19 protein-coding genes are annotated in these 16,917 nt (G+C 70.7%); 9 read left to right on the top strand and 10 right to left on the bottom strand.

What is annotated here, in order from left to right; genetic code table 11:
* The first annotated feature begins 111 nt into the window (after positions 1-111).
* Together erpA and OG992_RS29345 are read left to right on the top strand one after the other, a co-directional pair.
* Entirely contained in the window at positions 112-480 is a 369-nt protein-coding gene (gene erpA, locus OG992_RS29340) for an iron-sulfur cluster insertion protein ErpA (protein WP_091407494.1), read from the top strand.
* Positions 481-678: 198 nt separating this feature from the next.
* Positions 679-1,659 carry a carbohydrate kinase family protein gene (locus OG992_RS29345; RefSeq protein WP_124820724.1) on the top strand — a complete coding sequence of 327 codons (981 nt, stop codon included), beginning with the start codon at positions 679-681 and terminating at the stop codon, positions 1,657-1,659.
* 123 nt (positions 1,660-1,782) lie between these two features.
* Here the strand turns inward: OG992_RS29345 and OG992_RS29350 are convergent, their stop codons facing one another.
* Together OG992_RS29350 and OG992_RS29355 are read right to left on the bottom strand one after the other, a co-directional pair.
* Positions 1,783-2,016, bottom strand: coding sequence for a sulfurtransferase TusA family protein (locus OG992_RS29350; protein WP_266304852.1), 234 nt, complete (start codon positions 2,014-2,016; stop codon positions 1,783-1,785).
* On the bottom strand, positions 2,013-3,164 hold the full coding sequence (locus OG992_RS29355) for a cysteine desulfurase family protein (protein WP_266304853.1): 1,152 nt from the start codon (positions 3,162-3,164) through the stop codon (positions 2,013-2,015). The genes OG992_RS29350 and OG992_RS29355 overlap by 4 nt, the downstream gene beginning before the upstream one ends.
* A gap of 229 nt (positions 3,165-3,393) precedes the next feature.
* Between OG992_RS29355 and coxB the strand changes: the two genes are divergently transcribed.
* Both coxB and OG992_RS29365 read left to right on the top strand, forming a co-directional pair.
* A complete protein-coding gene (gene coxB / locus OG992_RS29360) occupies positions 3,394-4,365 on the top strand; it encodes a cytochrome c oxidase subunit II (RefSeq protein WP_266304854.1) in 972 nt (323 codons plus the stop codon).
* Between the two features lie 9 nt (positions 4,366-4,374).
* Positions 4,375-4,800, top strand: coding sequence for a cytochrome c oxidase subunit 4 (locus tag OG992_RS29365; RefSeq protein ID WP_091407506.1), 426 nt, complete (start codon positions 4,375-4,377; stop codon positions 4,798-4,800).
* A gap of 105 nt (positions 4,801-4,905) precedes the next feature.
* Here the strand turns inward: OG992_RS29365 and OG992_RS29370 are convergent, their stop codons facing one another.
* The 4 genes from OG992_RS29370 to OG992_RS29385 all read right to left on the bottom strand — a co-directional run bounded on the left by OG992_RS29370 (position 4,906) and on the right by OG992_RS29385 (position 7,867).
* Positions 4,906-5,106: a hypothetical protein gene (locus OG992_RS29370; RefSeq protein WP_238682813.1), complete on the bottom strand. Its 201-nt coding sequence runs from the start codon at positions 5,104-5,106 to the stop codon at positions 4,906-4,908.
* Between the two features lie 197 nt (positions 5,107-5,303).
* Complete coding sequence (gene trpD, locus OG992_RS29375) at positions 5,304-6,347, bottom strand: anthranilate phosphoribosyltransferase (protein ID WP_266304855.1); 1,044 nt, start codon at positions 6,345-6,347, stop codon at positions 5,304-5,306.
* Positions 6,348-6,438: 91 nt separating this feature from the next.
* On the bottom strand, positions 6,439-6,834 hold the full coding sequence (locus OG992_RS29380; protein ID WP_091407513.1) for a hypothetical protein: 396 nt from the start codon (positions 6,832-6,834) through the stop codon (positions 6,439-6,441).
* 103 nt (positions 6,835-6,937) lie between these two features.
* The gene (locus OG992_RS29385) at positions 6,938-7,867 is read right to left on the bottom strand and encodes a cytochrome c oxidase assembly protein (protein ID WP_238682872.1); all 930 of its coding nucleotides are present in this window, start codon (positions 7,865-7,867) and stop codon (positions 6,938-6,940) included.
* 99 nt (positions 7,868-7,966) lie between these two features.
* Between OG992_RS29385 and OG992_RS29390 the strand changes: the two genes are divergently transcribed.
* The 5 genes from OG992_RS29390 (at position 7,967) to OG992_RS29410 (ending at position 13,140) form a co-directional block, all read left to right on the top strand.
* Entirely contained in the window at positions 7,967-8,566 is a 600-nt protein-coding gene (locus OG992_RS29390; RefSeq protein ID WP_112582810.1) for a heme-copper oxidase subunit III, read from the top strand.
* A 70-nt stretch (positions 8,567-8,636) separates the two neighbouring features.
* Positions 8,637-9,473 (top strand): cytochrome c, encoded by an 837-nt coding sequence (locus tag OG992_RS29395; protein ID WP_238682815.1) that lies wholly within the window; start codon positions 8,637-8,639, stop codon positions 9,471-9,473.
* Positions 9,474-9,537: 64 nt separating this feature from the next.
* A complete protein-coding gene (locus OG992_RS29400) occupies positions 9,538-10,626 on the top strand; it encodes a ubiquinol-cytochrome c reductase iron-sulfur subunit (RefSeq protein WP_238682816.1) in 1,089 nt (362 codons plus the stop codon).
* The gene (locus OG992_RS29405; protein ID WP_238682817.1) at positions 10,623-12,254 is read left to right on the top strand and encodes a ubiquinol-cytochrome c reductase cytochrome b subunit; all 1,632 of its coding nucleotides are present in this window, start codon (positions 10,623-10,625) and stop codon (positions 12,252-12,254) included. Before OG992_RS29400 ends, OG992_RS29405 begins: the two co-directional genes overlap by 4 nt.
* Before the next feature lie 193 nt (positions 12,255-12,447).
* The gene (locus tag OG992_RS29410) at positions 12,448-13,140 is read left to right on the top strand and encodes a DUF4142 domain-containing protein (protein WP_238680080.1); all 693 of its coding nucleotides are present in this window, start codon (positions 12,448-12,450) and stop codon (positions 13,138-13,140) included.
* A 105-nt stretch (positions 13,141-13,245) separates the two neighbouring features.
* On the opposite strand, the gene OG992_RS29415 is transcribed toward OG992_RS29410, so the two are convergent.
* From OG992_RS29415 to OG992_RS29430, 4 genes are all read right to left on the bottom strand, one after another.
* Complete coding sequence (locus OG992_RS29415; protein WP_074313163.1) at positions 13,246-13,533, bottom strand: Lrp/AsnC family transcriptional regulator; 288 nt, start codon at positions 13,531-13,533, stop codon at positions 13,246-13,248.
* Positions 13,534-13,612: 79 nt separating this feature from the next.
* Complete coding sequence (locus OG992_RS29420) at positions 13,613-14,482, bottom strand: sugar phosphate nucleotidyltransferase (RefSeq protein ID WP_266304856.1); 870 nt, start codon at positions 14,480-14,482, stop codon at positions 13,613-13,615.
* Positions 14,479-15,021 carry an NUDIX hydrolase gene (locus OG992_RS29425; protein WP_238682819.1) on the bottom strand — a complete coding sequence of 181 codons (543 nt, stop codon included), beginning with the start codon at positions 15,019-15,021 and terminating at the stop codon, positions 14,479-14,481. Before OG992_RS29425 ends, OG992_RS29420 begins: the two co-directional genes overlap by 4 nt.
* Before the next feature lie 53 nt (positions 15,022-15,074).
* The gene (locus OG992_RS29430; protein WP_238682873.1) at positions 15,075-16,865 is read right to left on the bottom strand and encodes a bifunctional (p)ppGpp synthetase/guanosine-3',5'-bis(diphosphate) 3'-pyrophosphohydrolase; all 1,791 of its coding nucleotides are present in this window, start codon (positions 16,863-16,865) and stop codon (positions 15,075-15,077) included.
* Between the last annotated feature and the right edge of the window lie 52 nt (positions 16,866-16,917).

Consider the following 16,917-nt stretch of genomic DNA (forward strand, 5'->3'; position numbering starts at 1 on the left):
AGCCCGGCCAAGGCGGCGTACGATCGGGTGAGGACCACAACCGGGAATCACTGGACGACGCGCGACGTTGGCCAGTGCGTCCGGACCCAAACCGCGCAGGGAGACTTCCACGTGACCACGCCAGCGCAGACCGAGTCGACCGAGGCCAAGGCCCCTACTTCCGTCGTCCTCACCGACGTCGCGGCGCAGAAGGTCAAGGCCCTGATCGAGCAGGAGGGCCGCGACGACCTGCGGCTCCGCGTCGCCGTGCAGCCGGGCGGCTGCTCCGGCCTGCGGTACCAGCTCTTCTTCGACGAGCGTTCGCTCGACGGTGACGTCGTGACCGACTTCGGTGGTGTCGAGGTCGTCGTCGACCGGATGAGCGCCCCGTACCTTTCCGGCGCGACGATCGACTTCGCCGACCGGATCGACGCCCAGGGTTTCACCATCGACAACCCCAACGCGGGCAGCTCCTGCGCCTGCGGTGACTCGTTCAACTGAGTCACACCACACACCAGCGACGATGGGGCCGTTCTTCGGGACGGCCCCATCGGCGTATTTGTCGGCGGTCGCACCCGTCCGGGAGCGGTCCCGAAGGGGGTCGTGGCGGCCTGGTTGCCGTTGTCCGACCGAGCGGTGACCATCGGGTTGCCGTCCCGGTAGGCTGACCGCGCCCTGCTCCCGACCCCGAGGGTTGACATGAAGATCGCCGTCACCGGCTCGATCGCCACCGATCACCTGATGAGCTTCCCCGGTCGCTTCGCCGACCAGCTCATCGCCGATCAACTGCACAAGGTGTCCCTCTCCTTCCTGGTGGACGACCTGGTGCTCCGCCGCGGCGGGGTGGCGGCGAACATCTCCTTCGGGATGGGTCAGCTCGGGCTGCGCCCGGTGCTGCTCGGGGCGGTCGGCGCCGACTTCGCCGACTACCGCTCCTGGCTGGAGCGCCACGGCGTGGACTGCGACTCGGTGCACATCAGCGAGGTGGCGCACACCGCCCGCTTCGTCTGCACCACCGACACCGACATGTGCCAGATCGCGTCGTTCTACGCCGGTGCGATGAGCGAGGCCCGCAACATCGAGCTGGCCCCGGTCGCCGACCGGCTGGGCGGTCTGGACCTGGTGCTGGTCGGCGCGAACGACCCCGAGGCGATGCTGCGCCACTCGGCCGAGTGCCGCACCCGCGGGTACGCCTTCGCCGCCGACCCGTCCCAGCAGCTCGCCCGGATGCCCGGCGAGGACGTGGTGGCGCTGATCGAGGGCGCCGAGTACCTGATGACCAACGACTACGAGAAGTCGCTGCTGCAGAGCAAGGCGCAGCTCAGCGACGACCAACTGCTGGACCTGGTCAAGGTGCGGGTCACCACGCTGGGCAAGCACGGTGTGGAGATCGCCGGTCGCGGCATCGACCCGATCCACGTACCGATCGCGCGGGAGATCCGCGCGGTCGACCCGACCGGCGTCGGCGACGGCTTCCGGGCCGGCTTCTTCACCGCACTCTCCTGGGGTCTCGGCCTGGAACGCGCCGCCCAGGTCGGCTCGCTGCTGGCCACGCTGGTCCTGGAGACCGTCGGCACCCAGGAGTACGACGTCCGCCGCGACCTGTTCGTCAAGCGGCTCGCCGAGTCCTACGGCGACACCGCAGCGGAAGAGGTCCGCCCCCACCTCCTCCCGGCGTAACCCCGCCCCCACCCTGGCGATCTTGCACTTTCTGTCGCCGTCTTGCGGCTTCTGCACCCCTTTGTCCACGCAGAAACTGCAAGATCGCGGGGGTGGCCGGGGTAGCGCCGGGGTAGCGCCGGGTTAGTGGGTGCGGCGGATGTCGTGGGCGGGGCCGTCTGGGCCGTTGACGGACCCTAGGAACTCCTGGCCGCGCATCCGGCACCAGGCGGGGATGTCGACCGCCGCCGCCGGGTCGTCGGCCAGCACCCGGACCACAGTGCCGACCGGCACCTCGGGCATCCGCCGCGCCGCCGCGATCACCGGCAGCGGACAGCGCTGCCCCCGGCAGTCGACCACCTCGTCCGGCGTCGTCACAACCCCACGACCCCGGCCTCGGCCCGCAGCCCGGCGACGATCCCCGGCAGCTCGGTCAGGAACCGTTCCACGTCCGCCTCGGTCGTCTCCCGGTGCAGGCTGACCCGCACGTTGCCGTGCGAGAGCACCCCCATCGCCTCCAGCACGTGCGACGGACGCAACGTGGACGAGGTGCAGGACGAGCCGGACGACACGGCGAAGCCCCGCCGGTCCAGGGCGTGCAGCAGCGCCTCCCCGTCGACGTACAGGCAGGAGAAGGTCACCAGGTGGGGGAGCCGGAGCACCGGGTCGCCGACCACCTCCACGTCGGGCACCTCCGCCGCTACCCGCTCCCGGATCCGGTCCACCAGGGCGGCCAACCGGGTCGCCTCGGCCGCCGCGTCGGCCGCCGCCGCCCGCAGGCTCGCCGCCGCCGCCACGACCGCGGGCAGGTTCACCACTCCGGGGGTACGTCCGCTCTCCCGCTCGTCGGCCGGCCAGGGTGACTCCCAGCGAACGCCCTTCCGGACCGCCAGCACCCCCACGCCGGGTGGCCCACCCCACTTGTGGGCGCTCGCCGTGAGCACCGACCAGCCGGCCGGCAGGGGCACCCGGCCCACCGACTGCGCCGCGTCCACGTACAGCGGCACACCCACGTCGGCGCACGCGGCCGCCGCCTCGGCGACGGGCTGCACCGTCCCCACCTCGTGACTGGCGGTAATCAACGCGGCCAGCGCGACCCACGGGGCCCGAACGGCTGTCGACCACGCGGTCAGGTCCAGCCGGCCCAACCGGTCGACCGGCACCGCGGTGGCCGTCCCGCCCGCGTTGACGTGCCGTTCCGCCGCGTGCAGCACCGCCGAGTGCTCGATCGCCGAGTGCACCAGCGTCGACCCGACCCGGCGCCGCCCCACCAGGCCGCCGAGCACCGCGCCGTGGGCTGCGGTCGTACCACTGGGGGTGAAGGAGACCTCGTCGGCGCGGACGCCGAGCGTCAGCGCGGTGGCCTCGCGGGCGGCGTCGAGTAGTTGCCGGGCCCGGCGGGCCTGCGTGTACAGCTTGCCCGGGTCGGCCCAGCCGTCGTCGAGGGCGGCCAGCAGGGCCTGCCGCGCGACCGGGTGCATCGGCGCGGCGGTCGCCGCGTCCAGGTAGACCGGGGATGCGCTCACAGACCTGCCTTCGTTCGCGGTCGCGGGGCTCGCGACCCCGGCTCGTTCCTCGCGCTCACAGACCAAACGCTATCGCGGCGGTATGCCTAGGATCCCCCCGATGGGGGTCGGACAGTGACCCCACCACGGCCGAGTCCGTCATGGTCGAGTAATCTGCGACCGTCGGTGACGCCTTTGCCGCGGGTGCTGAGGAAAGACGCACCGCGGCGCGCTAGGGAGGCAGGACCAGGTGGTCGCAAGGAGTTCGGAGGTACGGCCGTCGGCCGTACGGCACAGCGCTTCCCCAGGGGTTGGTGGACGCCGGGGGCGTGGTGCTGGTCGCCTGGCCGGGCTCGGTCTCGGTGGCGTGGCGTTGCTGGTTCTGCTCACGGGCTGTGACGTGGGTCAGACGTTCCACGGCTTCGGCTGGCCGCAGGGCGGCATCTCGCCGGAGTCCAAGCGGATGTACGACCTGTGGATCGCCTCCTGCATCGCCGCGCTCGCGGTCGGCGTCTTCGTGTGGGGCCTGATCTTCTGGTGCGTCGTGCGCTACCGCAAGCGTGGCAACGCGCTGCCGGTGCAGACCCGCTACAACATGCCGATGGAGTTCCTCTACACCATCGCGCCGATCCTGATCGTCTCCGTGCTCTTCTACTACACGGCGATCGTGCAGACCGACGTCGACAAGTTGTCGAAGAACCCGGACGTCACTGTCGAGGTCGTCGCGTTCAAGTGGAACTGGCAGTTCAACTACCGGGACGGCCAGGGCACTGAAGCCCGCACCACCGCGTCGACGCTCGGCACCAGTGAGGTCATCCCGGTGCTGGTGCTGCCGACCAACCGGTCCATCCGGTTCGAGGAGACCAGCCGCGACGTCATCCACTCGTTCTGGGTGCCCGAGCTGCTCTTCAAGCGGGACGTCATGCCGGGCAAGATCCGCAACGTGTTCGAGGTCTCGAGCCTGGACGCCGAGGGCGCCTACGTCGGGCGCTGCGCCGAACTGTGCGGCAGCTACCACGCGTTCATGAACTTCGAGCTGCGGGTGGTCTCGCCGGAGAAGTACGACCAGTTCCTCGCGGCCAAGCAGAGCGGCAAGTCGACCCAGGATGCGCTGTCCGCGATCGGTGAGCAGCCGTACGCGACGACCACGCAGCCGTTCGACACGCGGCGGACGCAGGACAACTTCAACCCGGACGACGTTCCGGCCCGCACGGGAAGCTGAGGCAGCCGCATGAAGACCGAGTGGCGTATCTTCCTGATCATCGCCGGGTTCCTCTTCGGCGCCACCATCCTCTACGGCGCCTGGACGAACGGTGCGTCGGGCGGCATCGAGTGGGTCGGCACCGTCGCCCTGCTGCTGTCGTTCCTGCTCTGCTCGATGTGCGGTGGCTTCTTCTGGTTCGTCTCCCGCCGCATCGACCTGCGCCCGGAGGACCGCCCGGACGCCGAGATCGCCGACGGCGCCGGTGAGGTCGGCTTCTTCAGCCCGGGCAGCTACTGGCCGTTCGGTCTGGCGCTGGCCGCCGCGATCGCCGCGCTCGGCATGGTGTTCTGGCAGTACTGGCTGATCGGCGCCGGTCTGCTGGCCGTCGTCTTCTCCGCCTGTGGGCTCCTGTTCGAGTACTACAGCGGCACCCGGCGTACCGCCGAGCACTGATCCGCCCGGTCGCCGTCGCGACCGACCCGGCACGACGAAGGCCCGTTCCCCGGAAGGGGAGCGGGCCTTCGGTCATGTTCTACCCCGCCGAGAGTGGCGCGGCGGTCAGGCGGCGCGGCGGGCGGGCTGGCGGCGGCGGGTGGCCAGCCGGGTGACCGGGAAGGCGAACGTGCCGACCACGATTGCGGCGCCGCAGTCGGTGCAGATCAGCTCTGGACAGTCGGTGCCGTGGCTGTCGACGCAGGGCGGCGCCTCGAACAGCGCCACGCCCTCGCAGACGTCGCAGTAGAGCTCGCGATGCGACACGGGCGTCTCCTCTCGGATACCAGGCGGACCGCCCCCGGATGCGACAACGACGCACCGACGGCAGCAGAGAACTACTCACCTGTAGTTTCCCAGACGGGTCCGACAAATCTCCGCGCACGGTCGCCCCCTGGTCGGCATCCGCGCGACGTCCACGAATCCGCCCGCGGACGACGCCGGCGATTCGGGTGGTGGTGAGGTCAGGCGGCGGCGGTCTCGATCCAGCGGTCCAGGGTCGCGGCGGCCGCGCCGGAGTCGATCGACTCGGCCGCGCGGGCCAGGCCGGCGCGGAGCGCCTCGGTCAGGTCGCCGTCCAGCGGGCCCTGGGTGGCCAGCGCCGCCGCCGCGTTGACCAGGACCGCGTCCCGGACCGGGCCCGTCTCGCCGGCCAGCAGGCGACGGGCCACGCCAGCGTTGTACGCGGCGTCACCGCCCCGCAGATCGGCGAGGGTGGACCGGGGTACCCCCAGGTCGGTCGCGTCCAGCACGACCTCGCGTACGGTGCCGCCCTGGGCCGCCCAGATCCGGGTGGGCGCGGCGGTGGTGAACTCGTCCAGCCCGTCCTCGCCGCGCATCACGATCGCCGAGTCGCCACGGGCCGCGAACACGCTGGCCATCACCGGGGCCATCCGCAGGTCGAAGCAGCCGACCGCGCCGGCCCGGGGGCGGGCCGGGTTGGTCAGCGGGCCGAGGAAGTTGAAGAAGGTGGGCACGCCCACCTCGCGGCGGACCGGGCCGGCGTGCCGCATCCCGGGGTGGAAGCGGGCCGCGAAGCAGAACCCGATGCCGGCCTCCTCGACACAGCGGGCAACCTGCTCCGGCCCGAGATCGAGCGGGATGCCGAGGAACTCCAGCAGGTCGGCGGTGCCGCACAGGGAGGAGGCGGCCCGGTTGCCGTGCTTCACGACACGGACGCCCGTGCCGGCGACCACCAGCGCCGTCATCGTGGAGATGTTCACCGTGTGGGCGAGGTCACCGCCGGTGCCGACCACGTCGAGCGCGGTACGGCGCAGCTCCTCGGGGAGCGCCACCGGGACCGCGCGTCCGAGCATCGCCTCCACCAGGCCGGCCAGCTCGGCGGCGGTCTCCCCCTTGGCCCGCAGCGCCACGGCGAAGGCGGCGATCTGCGCCGCGCTCGCCGAGCCGGTCATGATCTCGTCCATCGCCCAGGCGGTGTCGGCGGTGGAGAGTTCGTCACCGCGCAGCAGCGCGTTGAGCAGGTGCGGCCAGGTCCGATCGCCCATGGCGGGCCTCCCGAGCATGCGAAGTGCGGGTGGGCTGGAACCGGCGCCGAGGAGATCCGGCGCCGTGGGGGTGCCGGAGGAGCGTGAGACGTCAGGCGGGTGCGTGCGTCCGCAGCAACTCGGCCACCGTGCCGCCGGTGGTCACCGGGTCGAGCGGGTGCACCAGCGTCGCGTCGACCTCGGCGTACGCGGCGAGCCATCGGTCGGCGGCGCGGGCGATCACCAGGCAGGTCGGGGGAGCGTCGTCCCGGTCGTCCTTGACCTGCCGCGCGATGCCGATGCCGCCGCCCGGGCTGGCCTCACCGTCGAGCAGCAGCAGGTCGATCTCGTAGTCGTCGACCAGCCGGATCGTCTCCGCGTAGGTCGACGCCTCGACGAACTCGATCTGCAGACCGGGAGCGGGCCGGGTGCCGACGGCCATCCGCATCCGATCACGGACCTGCGGGTCGTCGCTGTAGAGCAACACGGTGCAAAGACGATCGGTCATGCCGGAACTCCCACCTCGTAGCTGCCCGCAGATCGTACCGGTCGGCGTGACGTAGCCGACATCCCGCCCGGCGTCGCGCGTCGGGGCGTACCGTCCGGGCAGCTCAGGCGGGCGCGGCGTCGGCGGCGCGTTCGCGGGCCTCCTGGCGGTCCAGCTCGCGGTCCACCCGGCGGGCCTCCCGTTCGGACTGCTTGACCCACTGCACCACCAGCACCGCGAGCATCGTCACACTGACGAACTCGCCACCGGCCCAGAGGATGCCGCCGGCGACCACCTGGTCCTGCCACGGGTCGACCCAACCGAGGTTGAGCGACGGGTACCAGTCACCGCCGAAGAGCGTGCTGCTCTGCATGATGGTGAGGCCGAGCACTGTGTGGAACGGCACGGAGAGCAGCATCAGCAGCGCACGCGCCGGGTACGGCCAGCGGCCGGGCAGCGGGTCGAGGCCGAGCAGCGGCCAGAAGAACACGCAGCCGGTCATGATGAAGTGCGCGTGCACCAGCTCGTGCGCCCAGGCGTGTTCGAGGGTGTAGCGGTACAGATCACTGAAGTACAGCACGAACGGGTTGACCACGAAGATGGCGAACGCCACCAGCGGGAAGCTGTAGACCCGGGCGACGCGGCTGTGCACGATCGCGAGCAGGCGCTTGCGTGGCGCGACCGGCAGGGTGCGCAGGGCCAGGGTCATCGGCGCGCCCAGCGCCAGGAAGATCGGCGCCACCATGGAGAGCACCATGTGCTGGATCATGTGCACGGACAGCAGCGCGGTGTCGTACGCGTGCAGCCCGCTGACCGTGACGAGCGCGATGCCGCCCAGGCCGGGGCCGAGGAAGAACACGGTTCGGGCGATCGGCCAACGGTCGCCCCGTAGGCGTAGCCGGTACACGCCGTAGAGGTACAGGCCGGCGGCGAGCACCAGGCCGAGGGCCAGCCAGCTGTCCAGCCGGGTCTCGGTCAGCACCGCGCCGACGGTGAACGGCGGCGGGGCCGAGGTGGCGGCGAAGATCGGATCGACGTGCAGCACGCTTTTCAGGCTAGGCCAGGCGAACCGGACCCTGACGCTCGGGCCACGGAAGGCGCGGGTTTGCCACCCCGCTGATCGGCGGCCCCGGTCAGGGGCAATAATGACGGCGTGACTGCGGCCCCAGCCATTGACAAGAGCCGGATCCACTCTCTGACCCGACCAAACATGGTCAGCGTCGGGACGATCGTGTGGCTCTCCAGCGAACTCATGTTCTTCGCGGCGCTGTTCGCGATGTACTTCTCCATCCGCGCGGCTGCGCCGGAGCAATGGGAGAAGCACACCGAGGCGCTGAACATCCCGTACGCGACCACCTTCACGGTGATCCTGGTGCTGTCCTCGGTGACGTGCCAGCTCGGCGTCTTCGCGGCGGAGAAGGGTGACGTGCACGCGCTGCGGCGCTGGTTCACCGTCACCTTCGTGATGGGCCTGATCTTCGTCCTCGGCCAGCTGAACGAGTACCGGCACCTGGTCGCCGACGGCATCAAGATCAACGAAGACGGGTACGGGTCGGTGTTCTACCTGACCACCGGCTTCCACGGCCTGCACGTGACCGGTGGTCTGATCGCCTTCATCATCTTCATGGTCCGTACGACCATGGGCCGGTTCACTCCGGCGCAGGCGACGTCGGCGATCGTCGTGTCGTACTACTGGCACTTCGTCGACGTCGTGTGGATCGGGCTGTACGCCATGATCTACTGGCTCCAGTGATCTTGCGCGTCACATTCCGCGCTGCTGCTCCGTCCCCTGAGACAGGTCCAACCGGTTAAGGACACCGCTCATGACTTCTGACAACGACCGCCGACGCGGTCTGCTCGCGCGGTTGCGCGAGCGGCCCGCCGCGCGCAGCAGGGGCCGCCGCCGGCTGGGCGCCGCGGTCCGGCTGATCGCCGCGCTGATGCTCGCCGGTGGCGCGTACACCGTCTTCGCCCCGGGCGCCCAGGCGCAGGACAACCCGCAGCTGACCGGCGCCGCCGCCGAGGGCAAGGCGCTGTTCGACGTGAGCTGCGTGACCTGCCACGGCCGCAACGCCCAGGGCGTCGAGGGCCGCGGGCCGAGCCTGATCGGCGTCGGCGCGGCGTCGGTCGAGTTCCAGGTCAGCTCCGGGCGGATGCCGCTGGCCCGCCAGGAGGCCCAGGCGCACCGCAAGCCCCCGGTCTTCACCGACGAGCAGACCCGTCAGCTGGCCCAGTACGTCCAGGAGCTCGGCGGCGGCCCGGTCGTGCCCGAGGGCGACGACCTCCGCGAGGACGGCAACATCGCCGCCGGCGGTGAGCTGTTCCGGATCAACTGCTCGCAGTGCCACGCCTTCGGTGGCGGCGGTGGTGCGCTCTCCTCGGGCAAGTTCGCCCCGAGCCTGCACCCCGCGACCGACCGCCAGATCTACGCGGCGATGTTGAGCGGCCCGCAGAACATGCCGGTGTTCGGCGACAACCAGCTCCGGCCGGAGCAGAAGGCCGACATCATCGCCTACATCCAGGAGACGCTGAAGCACGACCAGGACCCGGGTGGGTTGAACCTCGGGCGGTACGGCCCGTCCACCGAGGGCCTGGCGATCTTCCTGGTTGGCATCGTGGCGCTCGTCTTCGCTAGCCTGTGGATTGCGGGTAAGTCGTGATCGAGCAGGCCATCCGATTCAGTGCTGTGGTGCCGCTCGGCGCCACCCGTAGCGAGGTGACGGCATGAGCACCCACCCCGAGCACCGGGCCTCACAGGGTCCGGAGCCGCTCGATGTGAACGACCCCAAGCTGACCCGGTTCGACATCGTTCGTGAGGGCGCGCGTCGGGACGACATCGAGATCGTCCACTACGAGCCACAGGTGCTGCCGGGCACCAAGGCCGAGCGTCGGCTGACCCGGGTGGTCGCCGGTTTCTTCCTGATCACCGGCCTGGCCGCGACCGCCTTCCTGGCCATCTACATCTGGTGGCCCTGGCAGTACGAGGCGGGCCGGGGCGGCGACAAGTTCTACACCCCGCTGCTCGGCTTCACCCTCGGCGTGGCGCTGCTCGCCGTCGGCTTCGGCATCCTGACCTGGGGCAAGAAGCTGCTGCCCAAGGAGGTCTCGATCCAGGACCGGCACGAGGGCCAGGTGGACTCCGACGGCCGCACCATCACCGGCCAGACCATGCTCTACATGGCGGACGAGCTGGGCGTGAAGCGTCGTCCTCTGCTCGGCATCTCGCTGTTGGCCGGTCTCGCGCCGGTCGCCGCGGTCGCCGCGGCGCCGCTGGTCGGCGGCCTGATCTCGCAGCCGCACAAGAACAACCAGATGTTCACCACCGGGTTCGGCACGTCCGAGGGCGGCGAGCGGATCCGCCTGGTCCGCGAGGACGGCCGTCCGGTCCGCCCGGCGGACGTCAGCACCGGTGGCCAGATCACCGTCTTCCCCGGCATCGACCATGGTGTGAGCAACAAGCACGCCGACTCGCCGACGCTGCTGATCCACCTCCGCGACTCGGACGCACAGGAATCGCGCCGGGCCAACGAGAAGATCGGCCATGGCGACTACATGTGGGGCAACTACGCGGCGTTCTCCAAGATCTGCACGCACGCGGGATGCCCGGCCAGCCTGTACGAGCAGCAGACCAACCGGCTGCTCTGCCCGTGCCACCAGTCCCAGTTCCTGATCACCGACAACGCCCGGCCAGTCTTCGGCCCCGCCAGCCGGCGGCTGCCGCAGCTGCCGATCGAGGTGGACTCCGAGGGCTTCTTCGTGGCGAAGTCCGACTACACCGAGACCGTCGGGCCTGATTTCTGGGAGCGGCCATGAAGCGTCGAAAGTTTGACCTTGCGGCGACGCCGGGCAAGGCCGCGGTGGGAGTGGACGACCGCTTCCAGGTGGCCACCCCGCTGCGCAGGCTGCTGAACAAGGTCTTCCCGGACCACTGGTCCTTCCTGCTCGGCGAGATCGCGCTGTTCTCGTTCATCGTGCTGTTGCTGACCGGTGTGTTCCTCACCTTCTTCTACGAGCCGGCGATGACCGAGGTGGTCTACGACGGCAGCTTCGCACCGCTGCAGGGCACCCCGATGTCCGCCGCGTACGCCTCCAGCCTGGACATCTCGTTCGACGTCCGCGGCGGTCTGGTGATGCGGCAGATGCACCACTGGGCGGCGCTGCTGTTCATGGCCGCGATCGTCGTGCACATGCTGCGGGTCTTCTTCACCGGCGCCTTCCGCAAGCCGCGCGAGACCAACTGGATCATCGGCTCGCTGCTGTTCTGGGTCGGCTTCCTGGCCGGCTTCACCGGCTACTCGCTGCCGGACGACGGCCTGTCCGGCACCGGCCTGCGGATCGCCTCGGCGATCATGCTGTCCATCCCGGTGATCGGCTCCTGGGTCACCTCGTCGGTCTTCGCCGGCGAATTCCCTGGCACGATCATCATCAGCCGGTTCTTCATCGCCCACGTGCTGCTCATCCCGGGTCTGCTGGTCGCGCTGATCAGCGTCCACCTGGGTCTGGTCTTCAAGCAGAAGCACACGCAGTGGCCCGGCCCCGGCCGGACCAACAACAACGTGGTCGGCGAGCGGATGTTCCCGCGGTACGCGCTGAAGCAGGGCGGCTTCTTCATGGTCGTCTTCGGCGTCATCGCGCTGATGGGCGGTCTGTTCCAGATCAACCCGATCTGGTTGTTCGGCCCGTACGAGGCGTGGGTGGTCTCGGCCGCCAGCCAGCCCGACTGGTACGTCATGTTCCTCGACGGGTCGACCCGACTCATGCCGGCCTGGGAAATCAACATCCCGCTCGGCGACGGGTACGTCATCCCGCCGCTGTTCTGGCCGACTGTCGTGCTGCCCGGCATCCTGGTGGGCCTGTCGACGATGTACCCGTTCCTGGAAGCCCGGCACCTCAAGGACCGCAAGAGCCACAACCTGCTCGAGCGTCCCCGGGACGCTCCGGCCCGGACCGCCGTCGGCGCCATGGCCGTCTCGTTCTACATCGTGCTGACGCTCTCGGGCGCCAACGACGTGATCGCGGACAAGTTCCAGATCAGCCTGAACGCGATGACCTGGGCGGGCCGCATCGGCCTGCTGGTGGTCCCGCCGCTGGCGTACTACGTCACCTACCGGCTCTGCCTGGGTCTGCAGCAGCACGACCGGGAGGTGCTGGCGCACGGCGTGGAGACCGGCATCATCCGGCGCATGCCGGACGGTCGGTTCGTCGAGGTGCACCAGCCGCTCAGCGCGTCCAACGGTCACGCTGACGGTCACGGCCAGCTGGACTACGTCGGCTGGGTAGTGCCGAAGAAGATGAACCGGCTGGGGGCCCTCGGCCCGGCCATCCGGGGCTTCTTCTACCCGATCGAGAAGCCGGTCGAGGCACCGGTCTCGCCGGGGCACCCGCCGGTCGAGGCCCGACCCGAGCGCGAGGAGATCGGCAGCGGCGAAAGCCGCCGCTGACCGCCCAGTTACACGGTTACGGAGCGCCCGCCGGATTCCGGCGGGCGCTCCGTCGTATCCACACCCCCCGTCCCATCCGACCAGGAGTCGGACGCCCCTGATGGGACCGGTCGACCCCGCGCGACGGGCGATCGCAGGAATAACCACGGTGAGCCGGGTATCCGTGCGGTCCAACGTCTCAAGGGGGGGAAGCATGTTGGGTATCAAACGCCTCGGCCTGTTGGCCGCGCTGGTACTTGTCGGTGTCGCGCCGGCTGCGGCCGCGCAGGCCGCGGCACAGCCGTCAACGCAGGACACCCAGTACCTGCAGGCGGTACACCAGGTCAACCTGTTCGAGATCACCGCTGGTGACCTGGCTCAGCAGAAGGGTCAGGACCAGGGGGTCAAGGACCTGGGCGCGATGCTGAAGACCGACCACACCCAGCTGGACCAGACGGTGCAGCAGACCGCGTCGCAGCTCGGGGTGGAACTGCCGAACGAGCCCAGTGCCGATCAGCAGGCGGTCATCGACAAGCTGAACAACGCCAGCGGCGCGGAGTTCGACCGGCTCTGGGTGACCAGTGAGCTGGCCGGCCACGTCCAGGCCATCCAGGCCACCCAGACGGAGATCTCGCAGGGCTCCGAGCAGTCGGTGGTCCAGTTGGCGCAGACGGCGCTTCCGACGCTGCAGACGCACTACGACGAGTTGGTGGCGCTCGCCAACAAGCTGGGCATCCCGGTTCCGCAGACCAGCGCCAGCGGTACGCCCAGCCCGGGCGGCACCGGCACTGAGTCCCCGGCTCCGGGCGGCACTGTCACCGAGTCGCCGGCTCCGGGCGGCACCGGCACCGAGTCGCCGGCTCCCGGCGGCGGCAGCACCGAGGTACCGGCTCCCAGCGAGAGCTGACGTAGCCACAGCAGACGGCCGGTCCACCCTCGTGGTGGGCCGGCCGCCCTGTGCGCGCTACGCGCCGCCGTGGGGCCCGGCGCGTGCCCCGCAACGGCGAGCCGGTCAGTCGGCGCTGGCCAGACCGATCGCGAACGCCTCCTCCAGGTCGTGCTGCGAGTACGCCCGGAAGGCGATGTGGGACTCGGTGTTGAGCACGCCCGGGACCTTGGAGATGCTGCCCGCGATGACCTGGGCGATCTGGTCGAACTCGCGGACCCGGACGATGGCGATGAGGTCGACGTGCCCGGCCACCGAGTAGACCTCGCTGACACCGGGAAGGTTGGCCAGGTTCTCCGCCACCTCGGGGATCGCATCGGTGGCGCAGTCGATCAGCACGATCGCGGTGATCACGGGGCATTTCTCCGTTCGTCGGCGTCGTCGCCCATGCTAGATGTTCCGCCCCCGGACCGGAGGCGGGAGCCGTCAGGGCTCAGCCCTGGGCGGGGCAGGGCACGGTCAGGTCGCTCCCGGCCCGGATCACGTTCCGCAGCCGCTCGTCGGCCCGTACGGTCGCGCCCGGCCACACCACGGTGCGGAACACGTCACCGTCCACCCGCGCGCCCGCGCCGACGACCGACTCCACACAGTGGCCGGTCACCGTCGCGGACTCCTCGACGAGAACGCCGCCGGCCGCGGCGTGCAGGTTGGCCGACAGGTAGTCGGCCGGGGTGCCGGTGTCGAAGAAGGTGCCCGGGTACGGCACCACCGTCAGAGCGCCCGCGGCCTCGGCCGGACGCCACACGGCGCGAACCAGGTCCGAGAAGACGACAGGCAGGTCCCGGACCAGCCGCCAGGGCAGCAGCGAGAACCCGGTGAAGCAGTGCCCGGCGAAGGTGCCCGGCGCCGCCGGGTCCGCGGCGGGCTGGCCGAGCAGACGTACGGTGTGCCCGTCCCAGCCGTCGAGCAGGGCGGCCACGTCCGGGCCCGGGGGAGCAGCCGGGTCGGCGAGGTACGCGTCGGCGTTGCCGACCAGCACCGGCCGCCCGTCGATCCAGTCCCGCAGGTTGGCCACCCCGCCCGCGGTGCCCAGCGGGTCGCCCGGCTCCACCGACAGGTGTGCGCGGTCGCCGACGTGCGCCACCACCTGATCGCCGAGGTAGCAGGCGTTCACCGCCACCCGATCGGGACCGGTCAGGCCCAGGCCGGCCAGCCGCGCCAACGCCCGATCCAGCAGGGCGACGTTGCCTACCGGGCAGAGCGCCTTGGGCAGCCGTTCGGTGAGCGGGCGAAGCCGCGTGCCCTCGCCGGCGGCCAGCACCACCGCGCACAGCTCCGCCGGCACCCCGGCCGCCCCGGTCACGGGGTGTCGTCGGGCACCGGCGGCGGGAACTGCCCGGCCAACGGCCCGATGTCGTAGTAGGCGAGCAGCCGGGCCGTCGGCCAGGTCAGCTTGGGCAGGTCGTCCAGGGGGTGCCAGGCGGCCTCGAACACCTCCCCGCCGTCGACGGTCAGCTCGGTGCTGGACGCCGGAACCTCGGCCTCGAAGACCATGTCCACCCAGCCCTTGGCGTGCACGATCGCGTTCGGCACCGCCGGGCGCAGCCGCGACGGTGGGAGCCGGACGCCGGACTCCTCGAACAGCTCACGGGCCGCGCCCACCACCGGGGCCTCACCCCGATTGAGCAGGCCGGCGGGGAGTGACCAACCCTTGCCGGGCGGCTGGCGCAGCATCAGCAACCGACCCGCGCCCGTCGCCTCGGTGTCCCGGACCAGGGTCACCGCGCCAACGATGTACTTGGGCACGGCCAGCCGGACCAGCTGCCGACGCACCGGCAGCGGCAGCCGGTAGAAGGCCTGGTAGAAGAGGGCCCGACCGGTGGCGCGGGAGCGGGGGATCATGACTCCAGGCTAGTGGTCACGAATGTCCCTCGGTCGCGCTGGGGCCTGGCGGGTCACTGTCGATGGTCGACCAGGTCGATGAGCTGGCGGACCACGGTGTCCGGTTCGATCACCCGGTCGAAGACCGCTACCAACAGGGTCTCCAGGTCGGGGTAGCCCAACTCCTCCGAAAGGCGCAGCAGTGGCAGGTCACTGGCGAGGCCCCGGTTGTGCTGGCGCAGGGCGAGCCCGATGGTGGCCCGACCGAGGCGTACCTTGTCGCTGATCGTGATGCCGGGCTCGGTGTGCTCGGCGAACCACCTGTTGATCTGCATCTGCGCGTGCGGCGACTTGACGAAGGTCAGCCACTCCCGCCGGGGGCCGCGCGGCGCCACACCGGCCTCGAAGCCGTTGTCGCCGTCGTTCTCGGTGAAGATCTCCACCACGTCGCCCTCGTCCAGCTCCGAACTGAGCGGGGCCAGCCGACCGTTGATGCGTGCGGCGAGGCAGTGGTCGCCCCGGTCGTTGCCCAGCTCGTACGCGAGGTCGACAGGCGTGGCACCGGCCGGCAGCACGACCTGCCGTCCGTCGGCGAACACCTGGATCTGCCCCTCGGCCAGGTCGCAGCGCAGCGACTCGTAGAACTGTGCCGGATCGGCGGCGTCCGGCTCCCAGTCGAGCACCCGCCGCAGCCAGTCCAACTGTTCGGCACGGGCCGCGGCGGTGCTGCCGGAGCGGGGGAACCGGAAGTCGGCAGCGATGCCGTACTCGGCCGAGCGGTGCATCTCCTCGGTGCGGATCAGCACCTCCACCGTGCGGTCCTGAGGGCCGCAGACGCTGGTGTGCAGCGAACGGTAGAGGTTGTTCTTCGGTGAGGCGATGAAGTCCTTGAAACGGCCGGGCACCGGTCGCCAGGTGCCGTGGATCGCGCCCAGCGCGGCGTAACAGTCGGTGGCCGGGCCGTCGACCACCACCACGATGCGGGGCAGGTCGTACGGGGCGGTGTGGCCGCCGGCGATGGTGTCCTTCCAGATCGAGTAGAGGTGCCGGGGACGGGGGCTGACCTCGGCGTCGACCCGGCTGCGGCGCAGCGCCACCCGGGTCCGGGTGACGACCGAGTCGAGGTAGGAATCCCAGCCCGGCCGATCGTGCACGTGCCGGGCCAGCCGGGCGTGCTCGTCGGGCTCGAGGTGCAGCAGCACCACGTCGTCCAGCTCGCGTTTGAGCGTCTGGATGCCCAGCCGATCACAGAGCGGGACCAGCACCTCCTGGGTCTTGCGGGCGATCCGTTCCCGCGACGACGCGGAGCGCACTCCGAGCGTCCGCATGTTGTGCAGCCGGTCGGCCAGCTTGATGATCAGCACCCGGACGTCCTTGGCGGCCGCGACGATCATCTTGCGGACCGTCTCCGCCTCGGCGGCCTTGCCGTAGAACGCCTTGTCGAACTTGGTCACCCCGTCGACCAGGTGGGCCACCTCGCCGCCGAAGTCCTCGGAGAGCGCCTGGAGGGTGTAGCGAGTGTCCTCCACGGTGTCGTGCAGCAGCGCCGCGACCAGGGTGGTGGTGTCCATCCCCAGCTCGGCGCAGATCTGCGCCACCGCGAGGGGATGGGTGATGTACGGCTCCCCGCTCTTGCGGAACTGCCCGCGGTGCATGTTTTCCGCGATCGTGTAGGCACGGCGCAACACCGCGGGGTCGGTGCCGGCGTGGATGCCCCGGTGGGTGCGGACCAGTTGGGTGACCGGGTCCGAGTCGGTGGTCGGCCAGCTGAGCAGCGACCGCAGCCGGCGGGCGAGCGGCAGCTCACCCGGCTGTGTCGGCAGGGCGCCCCCCAGGGCGGCGCCGTGTCCGGCGTCGACGTCCACGAGGGACACCTCCTCACCCCGGCTCCGCACCGCCGGGACCCGGCGGGGGAGC

The sequence above is a fragment of the Micromonospora sp. NBC_00362 genome (assembly GCF_026342155.1).
GTDB classification, from domain to species: domain Bacteria; phylum Actinomycetota; class Actinomycetes; order Mycobacteriales; family Micromonosporaceae; genus Micromonospora; species Micromonospora hortensis.

Bases quoted from the DNA above. Each gene is read 5' to 3' on its own strand.
- OG992_RS29345 (WP_124820724.1), top strand. From the start codon at position 679: ATGAAGATCGCCGTCACCGGCTCGATCGCCACCGATCACCTGATGAGC.
- OG992_RS29365 (WP_091407506.1), top strand. From the start codon at position 4,375: ATGAAGACCGAGTGGCGTATCTTCCTGATCATCGCCGGGTTCCTCTTC.
- trpD (WP_266304855.1), bottom strand. From the start codon at position 6,347: ATGGGCGATCGGACCTGGCCGCACCTGCTCAACGCGCTGCTGCGCGGT.
- OG992_RS29380 (WP_091407513.1), bottom strand. From the start codon at position 6,834: ATGACCGATCGTCTTTGCACCGTGTTGCTCTACAGCGACGACCCGCAG.
- OG992_RS29395 (WP_238682815.1), top strand. From the start codon at position 8,637: ATGACTTCTGACAACGACCGCCGACGCGGTCTGCTCGCGCGGTTGCGC.
- OG992_RS29400 (WP_238682816.1), top strand. From the start codon at position 9,538: ATGAGCACCCACCCCGAGCACCGGGCCTCACAGGGTCCGGAGCCGCTC.
- OG992_RS29405 (WP_238682817.1), top strand. From the start codon at position 10,623: ATGAAGCGTCGAAAGTTTGACCTTGCGGCGACGCCGGGCAAGGCCGCG.
- OG992_RS29410 (WP_238680080.1), top strand. From the start codon at position 12,448: ATGTTGGGTATCAAACGCCTCGGCCTGTTGGCCGCGCTGGTACTTGTC.
- OG992_RS29425 (WP_238682819.1), bottom strand. From the start codon at position 15,021: ATGATCCCCCGCTCCCGCGCCACCGGTCGGGCCCTCTTCTACCAGGCC.